Consider the following 19,932-nt stretch of genomic DNA (forward strand, 5'->3'; position numbering starts at 1 on the left):
TCGGTCAGCTCCCTTGCAGCGGTTTGGCGTCCTGGAAGAAGTAGTCCTTCCACGAGTCCGGTTTGTTTTTGATCGCGCCGACGCGGTAGAGGAATTCGGCCAGCGGGTAAGTATTTTTCGGCGTGACGCTGAATTCGAACTGCGGGTTATCGATGATTTTCAGCAGCGCGGCACGGTCGATTTTGGCCTTGGTGACACGGATGTACGTGTCCGCCGCCGCGCCTTTATCGTTCTGGGCAAACTCGGCCGCCTCAGTCAGTGCCTGGACGAACGCCTTATAGGTTTTCGGGTTCTCGTCGCGGAATTTTTCGGTGGCAAACAGCACCGTCGGCGAGTTCGGGCCGAGCACGTCATTGGAATTCAGCACAACGTGAACGTTAGGGTTGGCCAGCTCTTGATCCTGGAACGGCGGGTTGGAAAAGTGCCCGGTCAACTCGGTGCCGCCGGCAATCAGCGCCGCTGTGGCGTCGGGATGCGGAACGGCGATGGTGTACTTGTCGAGGCGATTGAATTCCTTGTCGCCCCACTGCTTGGCGGCCGCGTATTGCAGGATGCGTGACTGCACCGACACCCCGACCGCCGGCACCGCGATGCGGTCTTTCTCGGTGAAGTCAGCGATGGTTTTGACCTTGGGATTGTTGCTCACCAGGTAGTACGGGAAGTTGCCGAGGGAGGCGACGGCTTTGACGTTCTGCTTGCCGCGGGTGCGGTCCCAGATGGTCAGCAGCGGACCGACGCCCGCACCGGCAATATCAATGGAACCGGAGAGCAACGCATCGTTGACTGCCGCCCCGCCGGAGAGCTGAGTCCAGTCGACCTTGATGTCGATGCCTTCCTGCTTGCCGTACTTCTCGATCAGGTTTTGATCGCGCACCACATTGAGCAACAGATAAACGATGCCGAACTGCTCGGCGATACGGATTTCACCTTCGGCGTGGGCCACGGTCGGCGCCACCAGGCTGCCGGCGATCAGGCTGAAACCCAGGCCGATGGCCGCGGCCAGCGGTGCAAATGGAAGACGTTTGGACATGAGAGATTCTCCGACAAATCAGAAAGGCGCGTCGCCCTGGATGGTGGTGCGATACAACTTGCGGCGCAGGTAGCTTGGGCATCCGGCGGCGAGATGAATCAGCGAACGGTTGTCCCAGAACACCAGGTCGTGGGCCTGCCATTGATGGCGGTAGATGTTTTGCGGCAGCACGCTGCGGGCGTAGAGCTCGTCGAGCAGTTGCTTGCTTTCGTCTTCCGGCAAACCAACGATGCGCGTGGTGAATCCCTCACTGACGAACAACGCCTTGCGGCCGTTTTCCGGGTGGGTACGAACAATCGGGTGAACCACTTCAGCGACCTGCGCCAGTTGCTCGGGCGTCAGCGTCGGGCGCCAGTTGCCTTCGAATTTGGTCTCGCTGTAGCGCGCGGTGTAGGAGTGCGCGGCCGAGCGGCCTTCGACGGCTTTGCGCAGCGCTTCGGGCAGGTTGTCCCAGGCTTTGTGCATGTCGGCGAAGAGCGTGTCGCCGCCTTCGGACGGCAACTCCTGGGCGTGCAGCATCGAGCCCAGGCTCGGCAGTTCTTTATAGGAAAGGTCGGAATGCCAGAACTTGCCGGCGTCGCCGAGGCCGATGGATTGGCCGTTTTCGATGATGTTGGAAACGATGAGAATTTCCGGATGCCCGGCCAGCAGGAATTGCTTGAGCACGTGGATCTGCAACACGCCGAAACGGCGGCTGAATGCGATGTGCTGCTCGGGGGTAATACGCTGGTCGCGGAACACCACAACGTGATGATCCAGGTGCGCGCGGTGAATGCGGGCGAAGTCCTGATCATTGATCGGGCGGGACAGGTCGAGGCCGATGATTTCGGCACCGACAGCGCCACTGAACGGGCGGATGTCGAAGGTTTGCGACGCGATGTTCGCGGCGCTTGGGGAAGCCATTGCTGCAGACATAAATCACTCCCACGCACGGCACGCTCAAGGGCGCGCGCGTCGATCAAGAAACTCACGGAGGTCCCGTGTTGGTTCGTGTCGTGCGGCGCGCCGATTGGTCGGCAGGTACGCAGGGGAATGACTTTATAGATATAAGAACTGAAATTTAAATACCGTTAGCGAATAACGATATGGCTTTTGAGTTGCAGTGATTTTGATGCCGCCATCGCGAGCAAGCTCGGCTCCTACAGGGATTTTGTCGGCCACGCGATCTCCTGTAGGAGCCGAGCTTGCTCGCGATGAGGCCATCAGCCGCGCAGGAGAACTACCGCTCGTGCAAAGCTTCGGCGCGGGCGCGAATAATCGGCTTGAGCAGGTAGCTGAGAACGGTCTTCTTGCCCGTGATGATGTCCACCGAAGCCACCATCCCCGGGATGATCAGCAACGGCTTTTCATCCGTCCCCAGGTGACTGCGATCAGTGCGCAGCTTGATGATGTAGTAAGTGGTTTTCTTGTCTTCATCGGTAATGGTGTCAGCACCGATCTGCTCAAGCCTGGCCTTCAGCCCACCATAAATGGTGTAGTCATACGCCGTGAACTTCACCGTCGCTTCCTGCCCCGGATGCAGGAAGGCGATGTCTTGCGGGCGAACTTTCGCCTCAACCAGCAAGGTGTCGTCCAGCGGTACGATTTCCACCAGGTCGCTACCCGGCTGGATCACGCCGCCAATGGTGTTCACCAGCAACTTGTTGACGATGCCGCGCACCGGCGAGGTCACCAGCGTCCGGCTGACCCGGTCTTCCAGCGCCTTGCCGGTGGCCTGGGCCTTGTTCAGATCAGTGCGTGCTTCATTGAGTTGAGTCAGTGCTTCGCTGCGGAATTTGCCGCGAGTCTCGTCGATCTTGCGTTGCACTTCCTTGATCGCCGATTGGGCGCGAGGAATGGCCAGGGTGGTCGCGTCCAGCTGTCCGCGGGTTTCAACCTCGGCGCGCTTGAGTCGCAGCACTTCAACCGGTGATACCGCGCCCTGGGCCACCAACGGCTCGGACATGTTGATTTCCTGGCGTTGCAGCGACAACGCGTTGCGGTACTGAGACTGTTTGGAGGTGAACTCGCGCAGCTCTTGCTGACGCTGGATCAACTGCTCCTCCAAACCGCCAATTTCATCGTGCAGCTGCTGACGACGGCTGATGTACAGCGACTCTTCGCTGGCGGCCTGGGTGGGAACAGCCTTGAGCACGTCAGCCGGGAAGTTCAGCGGACGGTCGTCGACTTCCGCGCTCAAGCGTTCGACTCGCAGCAGCATCGACAGCCGATCAGCCTCGGTTTCGCCGACGTTGGAGGCAAATCGCGTGTCGTCCAGGCGAATCAGCGGCGCGCCGGCCTCAACGATCTGCCCTTCGGTCACGTACAACTCGGAGACGATGCCGCCCTCAAGGTTCTGGATTTTCTGGATCTTGGACGACGGAATCGCCTTGCCGTCGCCCTTGGTGACTTCGTCGATCACGGCGAAGTTGGCCCAGAGCATCAGGAACACGAAGAAACCGATGATCGCCCAGATGGTCAGCCGCACCACGCGTGGGGCGTCCTCGATCAGCGCTTTGTTGACCTCGGGAAGTGGCTGGCCATGCAGCGAATCGGAGCCTTTGAAATAACGGCCGATCGAATTCTTGAAACCCGACTTAAGCAACACTGATCTGCCCCTTCTTCAACGCTTCCATCACGGCGGCTTTCGGGCCGTCGGCGAGAATCTGCCCACGGTCGATGACGATCAGACGATCCACCAGCGACAACAGCGAAGCCCGGTGCGTTACCAGCACCACGGTCTTGTTTTCAACCACCGCCGCGAGGCGTTGCTTGAGGCGTTCTTCGCCGGTGTTGTCCATGGCGCTGGTCGGTTCGTCGAGCAGCAGGATCGGCGGGTTGAGCAACAACGCACGGGCCAGGGCAACGTTCTGGCGCTGACCGCCAGACAGGTTCTGCCCGCGCTCGCCGACTTGCAGCTCATAACCTTGCGGGTGCAGACGGGCGAATTCGTGGACGCCGGCCAGTTCGGCCGCTTGCAGCACCATTTCGTCTTCGACATAGCGCGCGCCCGACACGAGGTTGTCGCGCAGGGTCCCGGCCAGCAGCTGAATGTCCTGGGCCACGTAACCAATGTTGTGGCGCAATTCGCTGACGTCGATCTGACGGATATCGACGCCATCCACCAACAGGGCGCCATCGTCCGGCTGGTAGAGGCCTACGAGCAGTTTGGCCAGGGAACTTTTCCCCGAGCCGCTGCGCCCGATGATGCCGATCTTCTCGCCAGGCTTGATGATCAGGTTGATGTTCTTCAGCGCCGCGTTCTGTTGGTTCGGGTAGGTGAAGTTCATCTGCCGGCATTCGATGGCGCCTTGCAGCACTTTGCGGCTCAGTGGGCGCTCCTCGAAGTTGCGCTCTTGCGGCAGTTCCATCATCTGGTCGACCGAGGTCATGGTTACCCGCGCTTGCTGGTAACGGGTCAGCAGGCCAGACAGCGAGGCCAGCGGGCTGAGCGCGCGACCGCTGAGCATGTAGCAGGCAATCAAACCGCCCATGCTCAGGTTACCGTCGATAATCTGGTACACGCCGAAGACGATCATGATCACCCCGGCCAGTTGCTGGATCAGCAAGGTGATGTTCATCGCCAGACCGGAGAGCATTTTCACCCGCAACTCGAGGCGGCTGAGGGTGCCGATGGTCTGCTCCCACTGGTACTGGCGTTCGCTTTCGGCGTTGTTGACCTTCACTGCATCGAGGCCGGCGAGGGTTTCGATCAGGCTCGACTGACGCTCGGCGCCCAGCGCCATGGTTCGTTCCATGGTCGCCACCAGCGGCTTCTGCAAGGCATAGCCGATCAGCAGGGCGATCGGGAACGCCAGCACCGGGATCCACACCAGATGCCCGCCGAGAATCGCGATGACCATGAAGATCAGCAGCGTAAACGGCAGGTCGATCAGACTGGTCAGGGTCAGCGAGGCGAGGAAGTCGCGCAGGCTCTGAAACTCATGGATGTTCTGCGCGAAGCTGCCGACCCGCGCCGGGCGGTACTTCATGGCCATGCCGACAATGCGCTCGAACAACGTGGCCGAGATGATCAGGTCGGTTTTCTTCCCGGCCAGGTCCAGGCACAGGCTGCGCAGGCTCTTGAGGATCAGGTCGAACAGGTACGCCCCGGTGATGCCGATGGCCAGCACCCACAGCGTCGATTCTGCCTGGTTCGGCACGACGCGGTCGTAGACGTTCATCACGAACAGCGGCGCGGCCATGGCAATGATGTTGATCAGGAAACTGGCGGCGATGGCGTCGGCGTACAGCCAGCGCGAACGCTTGAGGGTGTCGCGGAACCACGAGCGCGCGCGCGGGATCAGCGTGCCGTGATTGACGTCGAATTTGTGCTGGGGTTGGGCGAAGAACACTTTGCCGATGTAGTCATCGGCCAGCAGCTCGCGGCTGACGACACTTTCGCCGCCATCGCTTTCGCTGAGCAGCAGGCGCGCCTGGTCTTCACCTTGCCAGCCAAGCAGGACGGCACTGCGACCATCCTTGAGCAGCAGCAGCGCCGGCAGGGCAATCGCCGGGATCTGCTCCAGTTTGCGCACCAGCACCCGCCCTTGCAGGCCGGCGCGAGCGGCCGCGCGGGGCAGCAGTTCAACGCTCAGGCGCTGCTTGGGCAACGGCAGGCCGGTGGTCAACATCGCGGCGCTGGCCGGTTTCTGATGCAGGATGCAAAGAGCCAGCAAGCCGTCCAGTAACGGATCGTCGTGCAGCGCGCGTGGATCATGAATGAGTTGAACTCGACTGACTTCTGATTCCACGCTCGGCACACTCTTGGCTAACAATTGAACAATGAAGGTTCTGCTCAATTCATACCGGGCAGTTGAACCTTAGGCTTCACGTCGTTTTGCACGACGGATGCCAACGGTGCGACCACTCCCTGGCTCTTGAGCAACTCGCCCATGGTCGCCTTGATTCGGTACTGAGTAAATAACTGAATGTTCTTGATCTCCGCCAGGCGACGAGAAGCCGAGAACAGCTCGTTTTCACTGTCGAGCAAGTCGAGCAAGGTGCGCTCGCCGAGACCGAACTGCTTCTGATAGGCGGTGCGCACGCGGGTGCTGTGATCGACATATTGCTGGGCGATCGGCACTTGGGCGTTGGCGTTGTTCAAGGCATTCCAGGCCAGACCCAACTCTTCGTTCAACACGCGCAAGGCGTTGTTGCGGATATCCAGTGCCTGGTTGGACTGGTAGGACTTGGATTCCAGCTCAGCCTTGTGGCTGCCACCGGCATACAGATTGAAGCGCATGCGCAACATGGCCTGCCATTCATTGCTGTGACCGTTCTGGCCGTCGAGATCGTTGTCGGCGGTGCGACCCAATTCGGCATCGAAGCGCGGATAGAAGCTCGACTTGGCGGCTTCGTATTGTTTCTCGGCAGCGGCGATGTCGGATTCGGCGGAACGCAGGATCGGGCTGTTTTCCAGCATCTGCGTCCGGGCTTCATTCAGGTTGGCCGGCAACAGCGCCATGAAATCGGAAGGACGCTCCAGCTGATCGGGCATCTGGCCGACGGCGCTGAGGAAGTTGGTCTCGGCGTCCGCCAGGTTGGTCTGCTCGGTGATCAGGTTGTTGCGGGCCTGGGCCATGCGCGCTTCGGCCTGATCGAGGTCGGCACCGCTGCCCACGCCGCGTTGGGTGCGCAGTTTGATCTGGTCGAAAATCCGTTCGTGGCTCTTCAGGTTCTCGGTTGCCAGGCGCACGAATTCGCGGCGGGTCAACACGTCGAGATACACCTGAGCGACGGTGAGCGCGGTGCGCTCGGACGTTCCCAGCAAGGAGTAAGCGCGGGAATTAACGGTGGCTTGTTGACGCCCCACTTCACTGGAAGTCGCAAAACCGTCAAAAACCATTTGCGACAACCGCACGCTCGACTCGCTGCGATTCAGGGTTTCCCAGTGATTGTTGTTGCCGGCGCCACGTGTGGTGACGTTGTCAGTACCTTCGCGGCCATAACCACCCAGCAGATCGACCCGTGGGAGGTATCCCCCTTTGGCTGCCTTTAACTGATAATCCGCGGCCAATCGACTATTAACGCCTGCCTGGATTTCCGGATGGACATCCAGTGCCTGTTGCATGGCTTCCGGAAGGGACTGTGCCTGAACAAAACTGGCGGCGAGGGCGAAGGGTAAAGCCGTGAGCAGGTGCAAACGCATTGTTGAAATTTCCCGGAATTGCTTGTCTTGAATCACTGCAGAACGTGCCGCTGCATCGGATGATGACAACCGGAATGACCGTGTGTCGGAAAGTTGGTTTTTTGATCTGCATCACACTCGCGGAGCAGGCTGGCACCGAAATATCAATGTGACATTACCGAGGCGAGTGTTTAGGATGACAGGCAGAAGGTCAATAGATTGGCATAAAGTTTATAGCGAAAAAATATAGTCAATTTATTGACGAATAACCATGTCAAAATTGCGCCTCTAATACCTTGAAAGTACGTCCAGACTGTTTGGCAAACACGCCGCCAGGTTCATGGAAGTCAATTGAATGCGACACCCGGAGAGTCTTCAATGAGCAGTGTTGTGGCCATCGTCAAAAGCATTGTCGGTCAGGTTTTCGCTGTGTCCCCAGAGGGCGTGCGTCGCGTACTCGTTGAAGGCGATCGGTTGTTTGTCGGCGATCAGGTAGACACCGGCGCGGCGGGCGCCGTTACGCTTGAACTGGCTGACGGCCGGACCCTGGACCTGGGTCGCGACACTCAGTGGAGCGGCAGCGATCCGGACTCCAGCACCGATCTTGCACAAGCCACTGCACAAGCCGCGCCATCGGTTGAAGAGCTGCAGCAAGCCATCGTTGCCGGTGCCGACCCGACCACCGATCTTGAAGCCACCGCGGCCGGCCCGACAGCTGCCGGCACAGGCGGCGCGGCAGGTGGCGGCCACAGCTTCGTGGCTCTGGAGGCAACCGCTGGCCGGGTCGACCCGACCATTGGTTTCCCAACCGACGGTCTTGATTCCACTGCCACAACCACCACGCTCGATATCGGCAATCAGAACACCACGGCCACCAACGCTCCGGGCGTACTGATCGCTGATACCGGCACACAGGCCGAAGACAGCGTCGCCACCGGCAACGTGCTGGGCAATGACAGCGATGCCGACACGCCTCTCAGCGTCGCCAACTTCACCGTCACCGGCATGGCCGGTAGTTTCACCGCAGGCCAGACGGCGACCATCGTCGGCGTTGGTACGGTGACTATTGCCGCCAACGGCAACTACACCTTTACTCCGGACGCCAACTACAACGGCGCCGTGCCGCAAATCACGTACACCACCAACACTGGCGCCACCAGCACACTGGATCTCACCGTAACGGCGGTTGATGATCCGAGCGTTTTGACTGCCGATGCCCAAACCATTGCAGAAGACAGCCCTGCAGTTGGCAACGTGCTGGGAAATGACAGCGACGTCGATAACACCTTGAGTGTGGCGACCTTTACTGTCGCTGGTGTGACGGGTTCCTTTACTGCCGGTCAAGTTGCAACGATCGCTGGCGTTGGCACGCTGACCATTGCCGCCAATGGCGACTACAGCTTCACCCCGGTCACCAACTACAACGGCGCGGTGCCGCCAGTCAGCTACACCACCAACACTGGCTCGACCAGCACGCTGGACCTCAATGTCACCCCGGTCGATGACGCGAGCGTGCTGACCGCCGATGCCCAAACCATCGCCGAAGACAGCGTCGCCACCGGCAACGTGCTGAGCAATGACAGCGATGTCGATAACACCCTGAGTGTCGCGACCTTCACCGTACAAGGCGTGACGGGTTCCTTCACCGCCGGTCAAGTTGCAACGATCGCTGGCGTTGGCACGGTGACCATTGCCGCCAACGGCGACTACAGTTTCACCCCGACGGCGAACTGGAATGGCACTGCTCCGCAAGTCAGTTACACCACCAACACCGGCGCGACCAGCACCCTGGACCTGAGCGTTACCCCGGTCGATGACGCGAGCGTGCTGACCGCCGATGCCAACACCATCGCCGAAGACGCCACAGCCACCGGCAACGTGCTGACTAATGACAGCGATGTCGATAACACCCTGAGTGTCGCGACCTTCACCGTACAAGGCGTAACTGGCAGCTTCACCGCCGGCCAGACCGCGACCATTGAAAATGTCGGTACGCTGACTATCGGTACCAATGGCGACTACAGTTTCACCCCGGTCACCAACTACAACGGCGCCGTGCCGCAAGTCAGCTACACCACCAACACCGGCGCCACCAGCACCCTGGACCTGAGCGTCACTCCGGTCGATGACGCAAGCCTGCTGACGGCGGATAGCAACACCATCGCCGAAGACGCCACAGCCACCGGCAACGTGCTGACTAATGACAGCGATGTCGATAACACCCTGAGTGTCGCGACCTTCACCGTCGCCGGTGTCACCGGTTCCTTTACTGCCGGCCAGACCGCGACCATTGAAAATGTCGGCACAGTGTCTATCGCCACCAACGGCGACTACAGCTTCACCCCGGTCACCAACTACAACGGCACCGCTCCGCAGATCAGCTACACCACCAACACCGGCGCCACCAGCACCCTGGACCTGAGCGTCACCCCGGTCGACGACGCGAGCGCCCTGACCGCCGATGCCCAAACCATCGCCGAAGACAGCGTCGCCACCGGCAACGTGCTGAGCAATGACAGCGATGTCGATAACACCCTGAGTGTGGCGACCTTTACCGTCGCCGGTGTCACCGGTTCCTTTACTGCCGGCCAGACTGCGACCATTGAAAATGTCGGTACGCTGACTATCGGTACCAACGGCAATTACAGTTTCACCCCGACGGCGAACTGGAATGGCACCGCTCCGCAGATCAGCTACACCACCAACACCGGCGCCACCAGCACCCTGGACCTGAGCGTCACCCCGGTCGACGACGCGAGCGTCCTGACCGCTGATAGCAACACCATCGCCGAAGACGCTACAGCGACCGGCAACGTGCTGAGCAACGACAGCGATGTCGATAACACCTTGAGTGTCGCGACCTTCACCGTACAAGGCGTAACTGGCAGCTTCACCGCCGGTCAAGTCGCAACGATCGCTGGCGTTGGCACAGTGACCATTGCCGCCAACGGCGACTACAGTTTCACCCCGACGGCGAACTGGAATGGCACCGCTCCGCAGATCAGCTACACCACCAACACCGGCGCCACCAGCACCCTGGACCTGAGCGTCACCCCGGTCGATGACGCGAGCGTGCTGACGGCTGATAGCAACACCGTCGCCGAAGACGCCACAGCCACCGGTAACGTGCTGACTAATGACAGCGATGTCGACAACACCCTGAGTGTGACGACCTTCACCGTCGCTGGCGTGACGGGTTCCTTCACCGCCGGTCAAGTCGCAACGATCGCTGGCGTTGGCACGCTGACCATCGCCACTAATGGCGACTACAGCTTCACCCCGGTCACCAACTACAACGGCGCCGTCCCGCCAGTCAGCTACACCACCAACACCGGCGCCACCAGCACCCTGGACCTGAGCGTCACCCCGGTCGACGACGCGAGCGTACTGACGGCTGATAGCAACACCGTCGCCGAAGACACCGTTGCCACCGGCAACGTGCTGAGCAATGACAGTGATGTCGATAACACCCTGAGTGTCGCGACCTTCACCGTACAAGGCGTGACGGGTTTCTTTACTGCCGGTCAAGTCGCAACGATCGCCGGCGTCGGCACAGTGACCATTGCCGCCAACGGCGACTACAGCTTCACCCCCAACACCAACTACAACGGCGCGGTGCCACAAGTCAGCTACACCACCAACACCGGCGCCACCAGCACCCTGGACCTGAGCGTCACCCCGGTCGACGACGCGAGCGTGCTGACGGCGGATAGCAACACCGTCGCCGAAGACGTTACAGCGACCGGCAACGTGCTGACTAATGACAGCGATGTCGACAACACCCTGAGTGTGACCGGCTTCACCGTCGCTGGTGTGACCGGTAGCTTCACCGCCGGCCAGACCGCGACCATTGAAAATGTCGGTACGCTGACTATCGGAACCAACGGCAACTACAGCTTCACCCCGGTCACCAACTACAACGGTGCCGTGCCGCAAGTCAGCTACACCACCAACACCGGCGCCGCCAGCACCCTGGACCTGAGCGTTACCCCGGTCGATGACGCGAGCGTGCTTACGGCTGATAGCAACACCGTCGCCGAAGACAGCGTCGCCACCGGCAATGTGCTGAGCAACGACAGCGATGTCGACAACACCCTGAGTGTGGCGACCTTCACCGTACAAGGCGTGACGGGTTCCTTCACCGCCGGTCAAGTTGCAACGATCGCTGGCGTCGGCACGATGACTATCGCCGCCAACGGCGACTACAGCTTCACCCCGGTTGAGAACTACAACGGTGCCGTGCCGCAAGTCAGCTACACCACCAACACCGGCGCCACCAGCACCCTGGACCTGAGCGTCACACCGGTCGATGACGCGAGCGTGCTGACCGCTGATGCCAACACCGTCGCCGAAGACGCTACAGCGACCGGCAACGTGCTGAGCAACGACAGCGATGTCGATAACACCCTGAGCGTGACCGGCTTCACCGTCGCCGGTGTCACCGGCTCCTTCACCGCCGGTCAAGTCGCAACGATCGCTGGCGTTGGCACAGTGACCATCGCCGCCAACGGCGACTACAGTTTCACCCCGACGGCGAACTGGAATGGCACCGCTCCGCAGATCAGCTACACCACCAACACCGGCGCCACCAGCACCCTGGACCTGAGCGTCACCCCGGTCGATGACGCGAGCGTGCTGACTGCTGATAGCAACACCGTCGCCGAAGACGCCACAGCCACCGGCAACGTGCTGACTAATGACAGCGACGTCGATAACACCCTGAGTGTCGCGACCTTCACCGTACAAGGCGTGACTGGCAGCTTCACCGCCGGTCAAGTCGCAACGATCGCCGGCGTCGGCACAGTGACCATTGCCGCCAACGGCGACTACAGCTTCACCCCCGTCACCAACTACAACGGCGCGGTGCCGCAAGTCAGCTACACCACCGACACTGGCTCGACCAGTACCCTGGACCTCAGCGTTACCCCGGTCGATGACGCAAGCGTGCTGACGGCTGATAGCAACACCGCCGCCGAAGACAGCGTCGCCACCGGCAATGTGCTGAGCAACGACAGCGATGTCGACAACACCCTGAGTGTGACGACCTTCACCGTACAAGGCGTAACTGGCAGCTTCACCGCCGGCCAGACCGCGACCATTGAAAATGTCGGCACTGTGACTATCGCCACCAACGGCGACTACAGCTTCACCCCGAACACCAACTACAACGGCGCCGTGCCGCAAGTCAGTTACACCACCAACACTGGCGCCACCAGCACCCTGGACCTGAGCGTCACCCCGGTCGACGACGCGAGCGTGCTGACCGCCGATGCCAACACCATCGCCGAAGACAGCATCGCCACCGGCAACGTGCTGAGCAATGACAGCGATGTGGATAACACCCTGAGCGTGGCAACCTTCACCGTCGCTGGCGTGACGGCTTCCTTCACCGCCGGTCAAGTCGCAACGATCGCTGGCGTTGGCACAGTGACCATTGCCGCCAACGGCGACTACAGTTTCACCCCGACGGCGAACTGGAATGGCACTGCTCCGCAAGTCAGTTACACCACCAACACCGGCGCCACCAGCACCCTGGACCTGAGCGTCACTCCGGTCGATGACGCAAGCGTCCTGACGGCTGATAGCAACACCGCCGCCGAAGACAGCATCGCCACCGGTAATGTGCTGAGCAACGACAGCGATGTCGACAACACCCTGAGTGTCGCGACCTTTACTGTCGCTGGCGTGACGGGTTCCTTCACCGCCGGTCAAGTCGCAACGATCGCCGGCGTTGGCACGGTGACCATTGCCGCCAACGGCGACTACAGCTTCACCCCCAACACCAACTACAACGGCGCGGTGCCGCAAGTCAGCTACATCACCAACACCGGCGCCACCAGCACCCTGGACCTGAGCGTCACCCCGGTCGATGACGCAAGCCTGCTGACCGCTGATGCCCAAACCATCGCCGAAGACAGCGTCGCCACCGGCAACGTGCTGAGCAACGACAGCGATGTCGATAACACCCTGAGCGTGGCAACCTTCACCGTCGCCGGTGTCACCGGTTCCTTTACTGCCGGCCAGACCGCGACCATTGAAAATGTCGGTACGTTGACTATCGGTACCAATGGCGACTACAGCTTCACCCCGAACACCAACTACAACGGCGCCGTGCCGCAAGTCAGCTACACCACCAACACCGGCGCCACCAGCACCCTGGACCTGAGCGTTACCCCGGTCGATGACGCGAGCGTGCTGACCGCCGATGCCCAAACCATCGCCGAAGACAGCATCGCCACCGGCAACGTGCTGAGCAATGACAGCGATGTCGACGACACCCTGAGCGTGGCAACCTTCACCGTCGCTGGCGTGACGGGTTCCTTCACCGCCGGTCAAGTCGCAACGATCGCTGGCGTTGGCACGGTGACCATTGGCACCAATGGCGACTACAGCTTTACCCCGGTCACCAACTACAACGGCGCGGTGCCGCAAGTCAGCTACACCACCAACACTGGCTCGACCAGCACCTTGGACCTGAGCGTCACCCCGGTCGATGACGCGAGCGTGCTGACCGTTGATAGCAACACCGTCGCCGAAGACGCCACAGCCACCGGCAACGTGCTGACTAATGACAGCGATGTCGATAACACCCTGAGTGTCGCGACCTTCACCGTCGCTGGCGTGACGGGCTCCTTCACCGCCGGGCAAGTCGCAACGATCGCTGGCGTTGGCACAGTGACCATTGCCGCCAATGGCGACTACAGTTTCACCCCAGTCACCAACTACAACGGCGCGGTGCCGCAAGTCAGCTACACCACCGACACTGGCGCCACCAGTACCCTGGACCTGAGCGTTACCCCGGTCGATGACGCAAGCGTGCTGACGGCTGATAGCAACACCGTCGCCGAAGACACCGTTGCCACCGGCAACGTGCTGGGCAATGACAGCGATGTGGATAACACCCTGAGTGTGGCGACCTTTACCGTCGTCGGTGTCACCGGTTCCTTTACTGCCGGCCAGACTGCGACCATTGAAAATGTCGGTACGCTGACTATCGGTACCAACGGCAATTACAGTTTCACCCCGACGGCGAACTGGAATGGCACTGCTCCGCAAGTCAGTTACACCACCAACACCGGCGCCACCAGCACCCTGGACCTGAGCGTCACCCCGGTCGACGACGCGAGCGTGCTGACCGCCGATGCCAACACCGTCGCCGAAGACACCGTTGCCACCGGCAACGTGCTGACTAATGACAGCGATGTCGACAACACCCTGAGTGTCGCGACCTTCACCGTACAAGGCGTGACGGGCAGCTTCACCGCCGGCCAGACCGCGACCATTGAAAATGTCGGTACGTTGACTATCGGTACCAATGGCGACTACAGCTTCACCCCGGTCACCAACTACAACGGCGCCGTACCGCAAGTCAGCTACATCACCAACACCGGCGCCACCAGCACCCTGGACCTGAGCGTCACCCCGGTCGACGACGTGAGCGTCCTGACCGCCGATGCCCAAACCATCGCCGAAGACAGCGTCGCCACCGGCAACGTGCTGAGCAATGACAGCGATGTGGATAACCCCCTGAGTGTGGCGACCTTCACCGTACAAGGCGTGACTGGCAGCTTCACCGCCGGCCAGACGGCGACCATCGTCGGCATTGGCACGCTGACCATTGCCACCAACGGCGACTACAGTTTCACCCCGACGGCGAACTGGAATGGCACCGCTCCGCAGATCAGCTACACCACCAACACCGGCGCCACCAGCACCCTGGACCTGAGCGTCACCCCGGTCGATGACGCGAGCGTGCTGACCGCTGATAGCAACACCATCGCCGAAGACGCTACAGCGACCGGCAACGTGCTGAGCAACGACAGCGATGTCGATAACACCTTGAGTGTTGCGACCTTTACTGTCGCTGGTGTGACGGGTTCCTTTACTGCCGGTCAAGTTGCAACGATCGCTGGCGTCGGCACAGTGACTATCGCCACCAACGGCGACTACAGCTTCACCCCGGTCACCAACTACAACGGCGCCGTGCCGCAAGTCAGCTACACCACCAATACCGGCGCGACCAGCACGCTGGACCTGAGCGTCACCCCGGTCGATGACGCGAGCGTGCTGACCGCCGATGCCCAAACCGTCGCCGAAGACAGCGTCGCGACCGGCAACGTGCTGACTAATGACAGCGACGTCGATAACACCCTGAGCGTGACCGGCTTCACTGTCGCCGGTGTGAACGGCTCCTTCACCGCCGGTCAAGTCGCAACGATCGCCGGCGTAGGCACTGTGACCATCGCCGCCAACGGCGACTACAGCTTCACCCCGGTCACCAACTACAACGGCGCGGTGCCGCCAGTCAGTTACACCACCAACACCAACTCCACCAGCACGCTGAACATCACGGTCAACCCGGTCAACGACGCTCCGACCGTCAGTACTACCTCGGTCACTGGTAATGAAGATCAATTGATTGCTGTGCAGCTCGGCGGCAATGACGTCGACGGCAGCGTCGGCCATTTCAGCCTGACCAGCCTGCCGGCCAATGGTGTGTTTTACGCTGACGCCGCCGGGACCATCGCGTTGACCACCAGCAGCGTGATCTCCGCAACCGCCAACGGGGCAACGGTTTACTTCAAGCCCACCGGCGACTGGAGTGGCACCACCAACTTCACTTACAACTCGACCGACAACCAGGGCATGCCCTCCGCGTCTTCGGCAACCGGCACCATTGTCGTCGCGCCAGTAACCGATACCCCAAGCCTGTCACTGACCGGTGGCGGCAGGGTCGTCTCGACCGATTTCCAGGAAGTCGCTCTGAACAGCGGTCATGGCGACGTCAATGTCAGCAAGCTCGGCAACGGCGTATGGCACACCGACAACAGCGGTGGCATGGTCGAAATCGGCAAGGCCAGCGTCTATGGTGCGGGCGCCAATAACCAGGTCATTGAACTGGAGCGCAACGCCGGCGATGCGAGCAACCTCTACACCACAATCGATGCCAAGGCCGGCAGCACCTATAACGTGTCGTTCGACTATGCGCCGCGTGCGGGTGTGGATAATTCGCTGATCAATGTGTATTGGGGCGGCCAACTCATTGGCACCCTGAACACTTCCACCCCCGGCATGCAGCACTACAGCTTTGACATTCCGGTCACCGCCGATGGCAGCCAGAAGCTCGAGTTCCGCGCCGGCGACAGCAACAGCCTGGGCGGCCTGCTGGATAACATCAATGTCAGTCAGGTGCTCAACTCGGGCCTTGAAGACCACGCGATCCTGTTGTCGACCATCCAGGCCCACACCAATGACGTCGATGGTTCGGAAACACTCACTCTCACACTGAACGGCTTGCCGGCGGGTTCCAGACTTACCGACGGCACCCACACCTTCAATGCTGCCGACGGCTCGACATCGGTGGACATTACTGGATGGAACCTGTCCACGCTCAAGCTGACACCGCCGACGAACTTCAATGGCGACATTCCCCTGACCGTCACGGCCACCGCCAAAGACGGCGATGCCGCAAGTGCCAGCACCTCGCTGCCGTTGGTGGTGCACGTCGGTGCCGTCAATGACGCCAGCGTGCTGCAGGCGGACAAAATCACCGTCGACGAAGACCACAACGCGACCGGCAACGTGCTGGGCAACGACAGCGATGTCGATAACGTCCTTAGCGTTACCAGCTTCAACGTGACCGGGGTCAACGGCAGCTTCACGGCGGGCCAGACCGCGACCATTAACGGTGTCGGAACGCTGATCATCGCCAGCAATGGCGATTACACCTTCAAGCCGGCTGCCGATTGGAATGGCAACGTTCCACAGGTGACATACACCACCAACACCGGCTCGAGCAGTACGCTGAACATCAGCGTTACCCCGGTTGCTGACCCGATCGTGATGACTGCTGACCTCAACACAGTTCGCGAGGACAAGATTGCCACCGGTAACGTACTGACTAACGACCGCGATGTGGATAACGCCCTCAGCGTGGCCAAGTTCACGGTGGGTGGTACCGAGTACATAGCAGGCGCCACGGCGACCATCGCCAACATGGGCACCTTGGTACTTGCGGCGAACGGGGCTTACACCTTCACTCCGGCCAGCAATTGGAGCGGCAAGGTTCCGACCGTGACCTACACCACCAACACCGGTTCAAGCACCACCCTGGATATCAGTGTGACCGCGGTCGCAGATGCACCGATCGTGACCGCCACCACTTCTCAGGTGGCCGAGAACAGCAGCATTGCGTTGGGCTTGAAGGTAACGTCGCCGGACACTGATGGTTCTGAAACCAAGACCATCACCACGATCGGCGGCATCCCGCCAGGTGCGACCCTGACCGACGGCACGCACACCTTTACCGGCACGACCGGTAACGCTGTCGCCAACCTCAGCGGCTGGGATGTGAGCAAGTTGAGCTACACCCCGGCACCGTACGCCACCGGTACCAACACGCTGACAGTTACGGCAGTCTCGACCGAAAGCCAGGGTGATTCGGCCAGCAGTTCGATTCAGATTCCGATCACGATTAATCCGGCGGTCTATAACCCGATCACTGGTACCGCAGGAAACGACAATGTCGGTGGCACCGATGGCAATGACATCGTAGTGGCAGATATCGGCGGCCTGACGGTCATACCGGGCCAGAATTACAACATCGCGTTCATGGTCGACAGCTCGGGCAGCATGAGCGCTTCCTCCGTAACGTCGGCGAAGAATTCCCTGATAGCGGTGTTCACCTCGCTGATCGCCAGCGCCACCTCGCAAAACTCGAGCGCTGGCACAGTGAAAGTATTCCTCGTGGACTTCGATACACAGGTCAACAAATCGATTTCGATCGATCTGTCGAAAGCGGGCGCTCTGGACCTATTGAAGGGGGTCCTCAACAGCATGCAGTCTGGTGGTTACACCAACTACGAAGACGTGTTTAAAACCACCGCGAACTGGTTCAAAGGGCCTGACGCGCTGAGCAACCCCAATGCGATCAACCTCACCTACTTCATCACCGATGGTGAGCCGACCGCTTATACGCAAGAAGAACAAACCAATCCGGTGGTCGTCGAGTTCAACTCCAATAGCGTTAAGGACCTCTACCTCGACGACGTGTTGAAGCAAGGCTCCTACACGCCAGGGACCGAGTTCAGGATGGTTATCGGTGGTGAGAGTCGCGTGGTAGTTGATTCCTCGGGGGCTTTGTACAAATGGAGCGAAAAATCGAACGGCAACTGGTCGTCGGACAAGTACAGCGCCAAGGGCTACAGCCTGCAAGTTCACGCCCAAGGTGACGGCACCTATGAACTGTCGGATTACGCAGGCAACGGCTCTGTCGACAGCACCAGTGCGAGTAATGCGGCAACCGCGTTCGCGTTGTTTGCTGCCGCAAACTCCAAGGTACAAGCCATTGGCGTGAACAGGGATGTCTCGGTAAGCGACCTCGCACCGTATAACACCACCGATGGAAAACCGCTGGCCAATATCAACCCGGAAGATTTGGCCAACGCAATTCTCGGCCACAGCGAAGCGACCCTTCCAGGCAAGGACACTATCAACGGCGGCGATGGCAACGACATCATCTTCGGCGATCTGGTGAGCTTCACTGGCGTGACGGGTGAGGGCTACACCGCGCTGCAGGCTTTTGTCGGTAAGGAAACCGGCATCGAAACCAACAAAGTCACCTCAAGTAACGTGCACCAGTACGTCACCGAGCACTACTCCACGTTCGATGTGTCTGGCGCCCACGATGGTGACGATACGCTGTTGGGTGGTGCTGGTAACGACATCATCTTCGGGCAGGGCGGTAACGACAAACTCTACGGCGGCAACGGCAACGACATCCTGCTCGGTGGCACTGGCAACGATTTGCTGAACGGTGAGGCCGGCGATGACTTCCTCATCGGTGGCACTGGCACAGATGCGCTGGACGGTGGTGCCGGCAATGACACCCTCCTCGGTGGCACTGGCAACGACACGCTGATCGGCGGCTTGGGTGGCGACACCTTCGTCTGGAAAGCTGGCGACACTGGCAGCGACGTGATCAAGGACTTCAAGGCCAGTGAAGGTGATCGCATCGACCTGCGCGATCTGCTGCAGGGTGAAACCGGCAGCACCATCGACAACTTCCTGAAGATCACCACCGTGGATGGCGTTTCGTCCCTGCAAGTCAGCTCCGCCGGCAAGTTCAACGGTGCCGACGCCGCAGCGGCGCAACCCGATGTGACGATCAAGCTGGAAGGCAACAACTGGTCCAGCGCCAACATCAACTCGTTGATTGCCGGCAGTGACCCGACCATCAAAATCGATCACAACAACAGCTGATCCAACGAAAAACGGCCGCCCTTAAGGGGCGGCCGTCACGTTTGCTCCCAACACCCCGGTGACGATTTCGTCGCCGCACCGCATACTCGCGTCCAGTTGGCCTATGCTGCTGAAAGCATGACGCGGGTCCATTTCCGAGGGATGTTCAATGTTCTACGTGCAACGCGATGCGCAAGGTCAGTTAGTGCGCGTGGAAGCCACGGCCTACGCCGAGGCCACGGAAACACTGCCGGCCGACCACCATGAAATCCAGGCCTGGTATGCCAATGAAGTAGTGGAAACCAGCCTCAAACAACTCAAGCAGAGCGACCTGGAAATGATCCGGGTACTCGACGACTTGATCCAGGTGTTGACCAGCAAAGGCGTGATCCGCGTCACCGACCTGCCGCCGGCCGCACAAGCCAAGCTGATGGACCGCAACCAGGCCCGTGAAGCGTTGGGCGGGTTGAGTCAATTGATCGATGATGATGAGACGGGGTTGATCTAAGGCCCCGTCATTGTTGTTGTCTGTACCGACGCCATCGCGAGCAGG

The 19,932-nt window shown here is 60.4% G+C and carries 8 protein-coding genes; 2 read left to right on the forward strand and 6 right to left on the reverse strand.

Features of this window, described 5'->3' with window-relative positions; all coding sequences use genetic code 11:
- Nucleotides 1-4 precede the first annotated feature (4 nt).
- From ACYZUA_RS01715 to ACYZUA_RS01740, 6 genes are all read right to left on the reverse strand, one after another.
- Entirely contained in the window at nucleotides 5-1,030 is a 1,026-nt protein-coding gene (locus ACYZUA_RS01715; RefSeq protein ID WP_461961838.1) for an ABC transporter substrate-binding protein, read from the reverse strand.
- Between the two features lie 18 nt (nucleotides 1,031-1,048).
- Nucleotides 1,049-1,945 carry a TauD/TfdA dioxygenase family protein gene (locus ACYZUA_RS01720; protein ID WP_461961839.1) on the reverse strand — a complete coding sequence of 299 codons (897 nt, stop codon included), beginning with the start codon at nucleotides 1,943-1,945 and terminating at the stop codon, nucleotides 1,049-1,051.
- A 123-nt stretch (nucleotides 1,946-2,068) separates the two neighbouring features.
- Nucleotides 2,069-2,191 (reverse strand): hypothetical protein, encoded by a 123-nt coding sequence (locus ACYZUA_RS01725; protein WP_461961840.1) that lies wholly within the window; start codon nucleotides 2,189-2,191, stop codon nucleotides 2,069-2,071.
- 58 nt (nucleotides 2,192-2,249) lie between these two features.
- Nucleotides 2,250-3,617 (reverse strand): HlyD family type I secretion periplasmic adaptor subunit, encoded by a 1,368-nt coding sequence (locus ACYZUA_RS01730; RefSeq protein ID WP_461961841.1) that lies wholly within the window; start codon nucleotides 3,615-3,617, stop codon nucleotides 2,250-2,252.
- The gene (locus tag ACYZUA_RS01735; protein WP_461961842.1) at nucleotides 3,607-5,763 is read right to left on the reverse strand and encodes a type I secretion system permease/ATPase; all 2,157 of its coding nucleotides are present in this window, start codon (nucleotides 5,761-5,763) and stop codon (nucleotides 3,607-3,609) included. The genes ACYZUA_RS01730 and ACYZUA_RS01735 overlap by 11 nt, the downstream gene beginning before the upstream one ends.
- Before the next feature lie 44 nt (nucleotides 5,764-5,807).
- Entirely contained in the window at nucleotides 5,808-7,160 is a 1,353-nt protein-coding gene (locus tag ACYZUA_RS01740) for a TolC family outer membrane protein (RefSeq protein ID WP_461961843.1), read from the reverse strand.
- Between the two features lie 357 nt (nucleotides 7,161-7,517).
- On the opposite strand from ACYZUA_RS01740, the gene ACYZUA_RS01745 reads away from it, so the two are divergent.
- The gene (locus ACYZUA_RS01745) at nucleotides 7,518-19,400 is read left to right on the forward strand and encodes a retention module-containing protein (protein ID WP_461961844.1); all 11,883 of its coding nucleotides are present in this window, start codon (nucleotides 7,518-7,520) and stop codon (nucleotides 19,398-19,400) included.
- A 148-nt stretch (nucleotides 19,401-19,548) separates the two neighbouring features.
- Complete coding sequence (locus ACYZUA_RS01750; RefSeq protein WP_309675899.1) at nucleotides 19,549-19,887, forward strand: tryptophan synthase subunit beta; 339 nt, start codon at nucleotides 19,549-19,551, stop codon at nucleotides 19,885-19,887.
- Nucleotides 19,888-19,932: the final 45 nt, after the last annotated feature.

Source organism: Pseudomonas sp. LS2P72 (assembly GCF_054897865.1).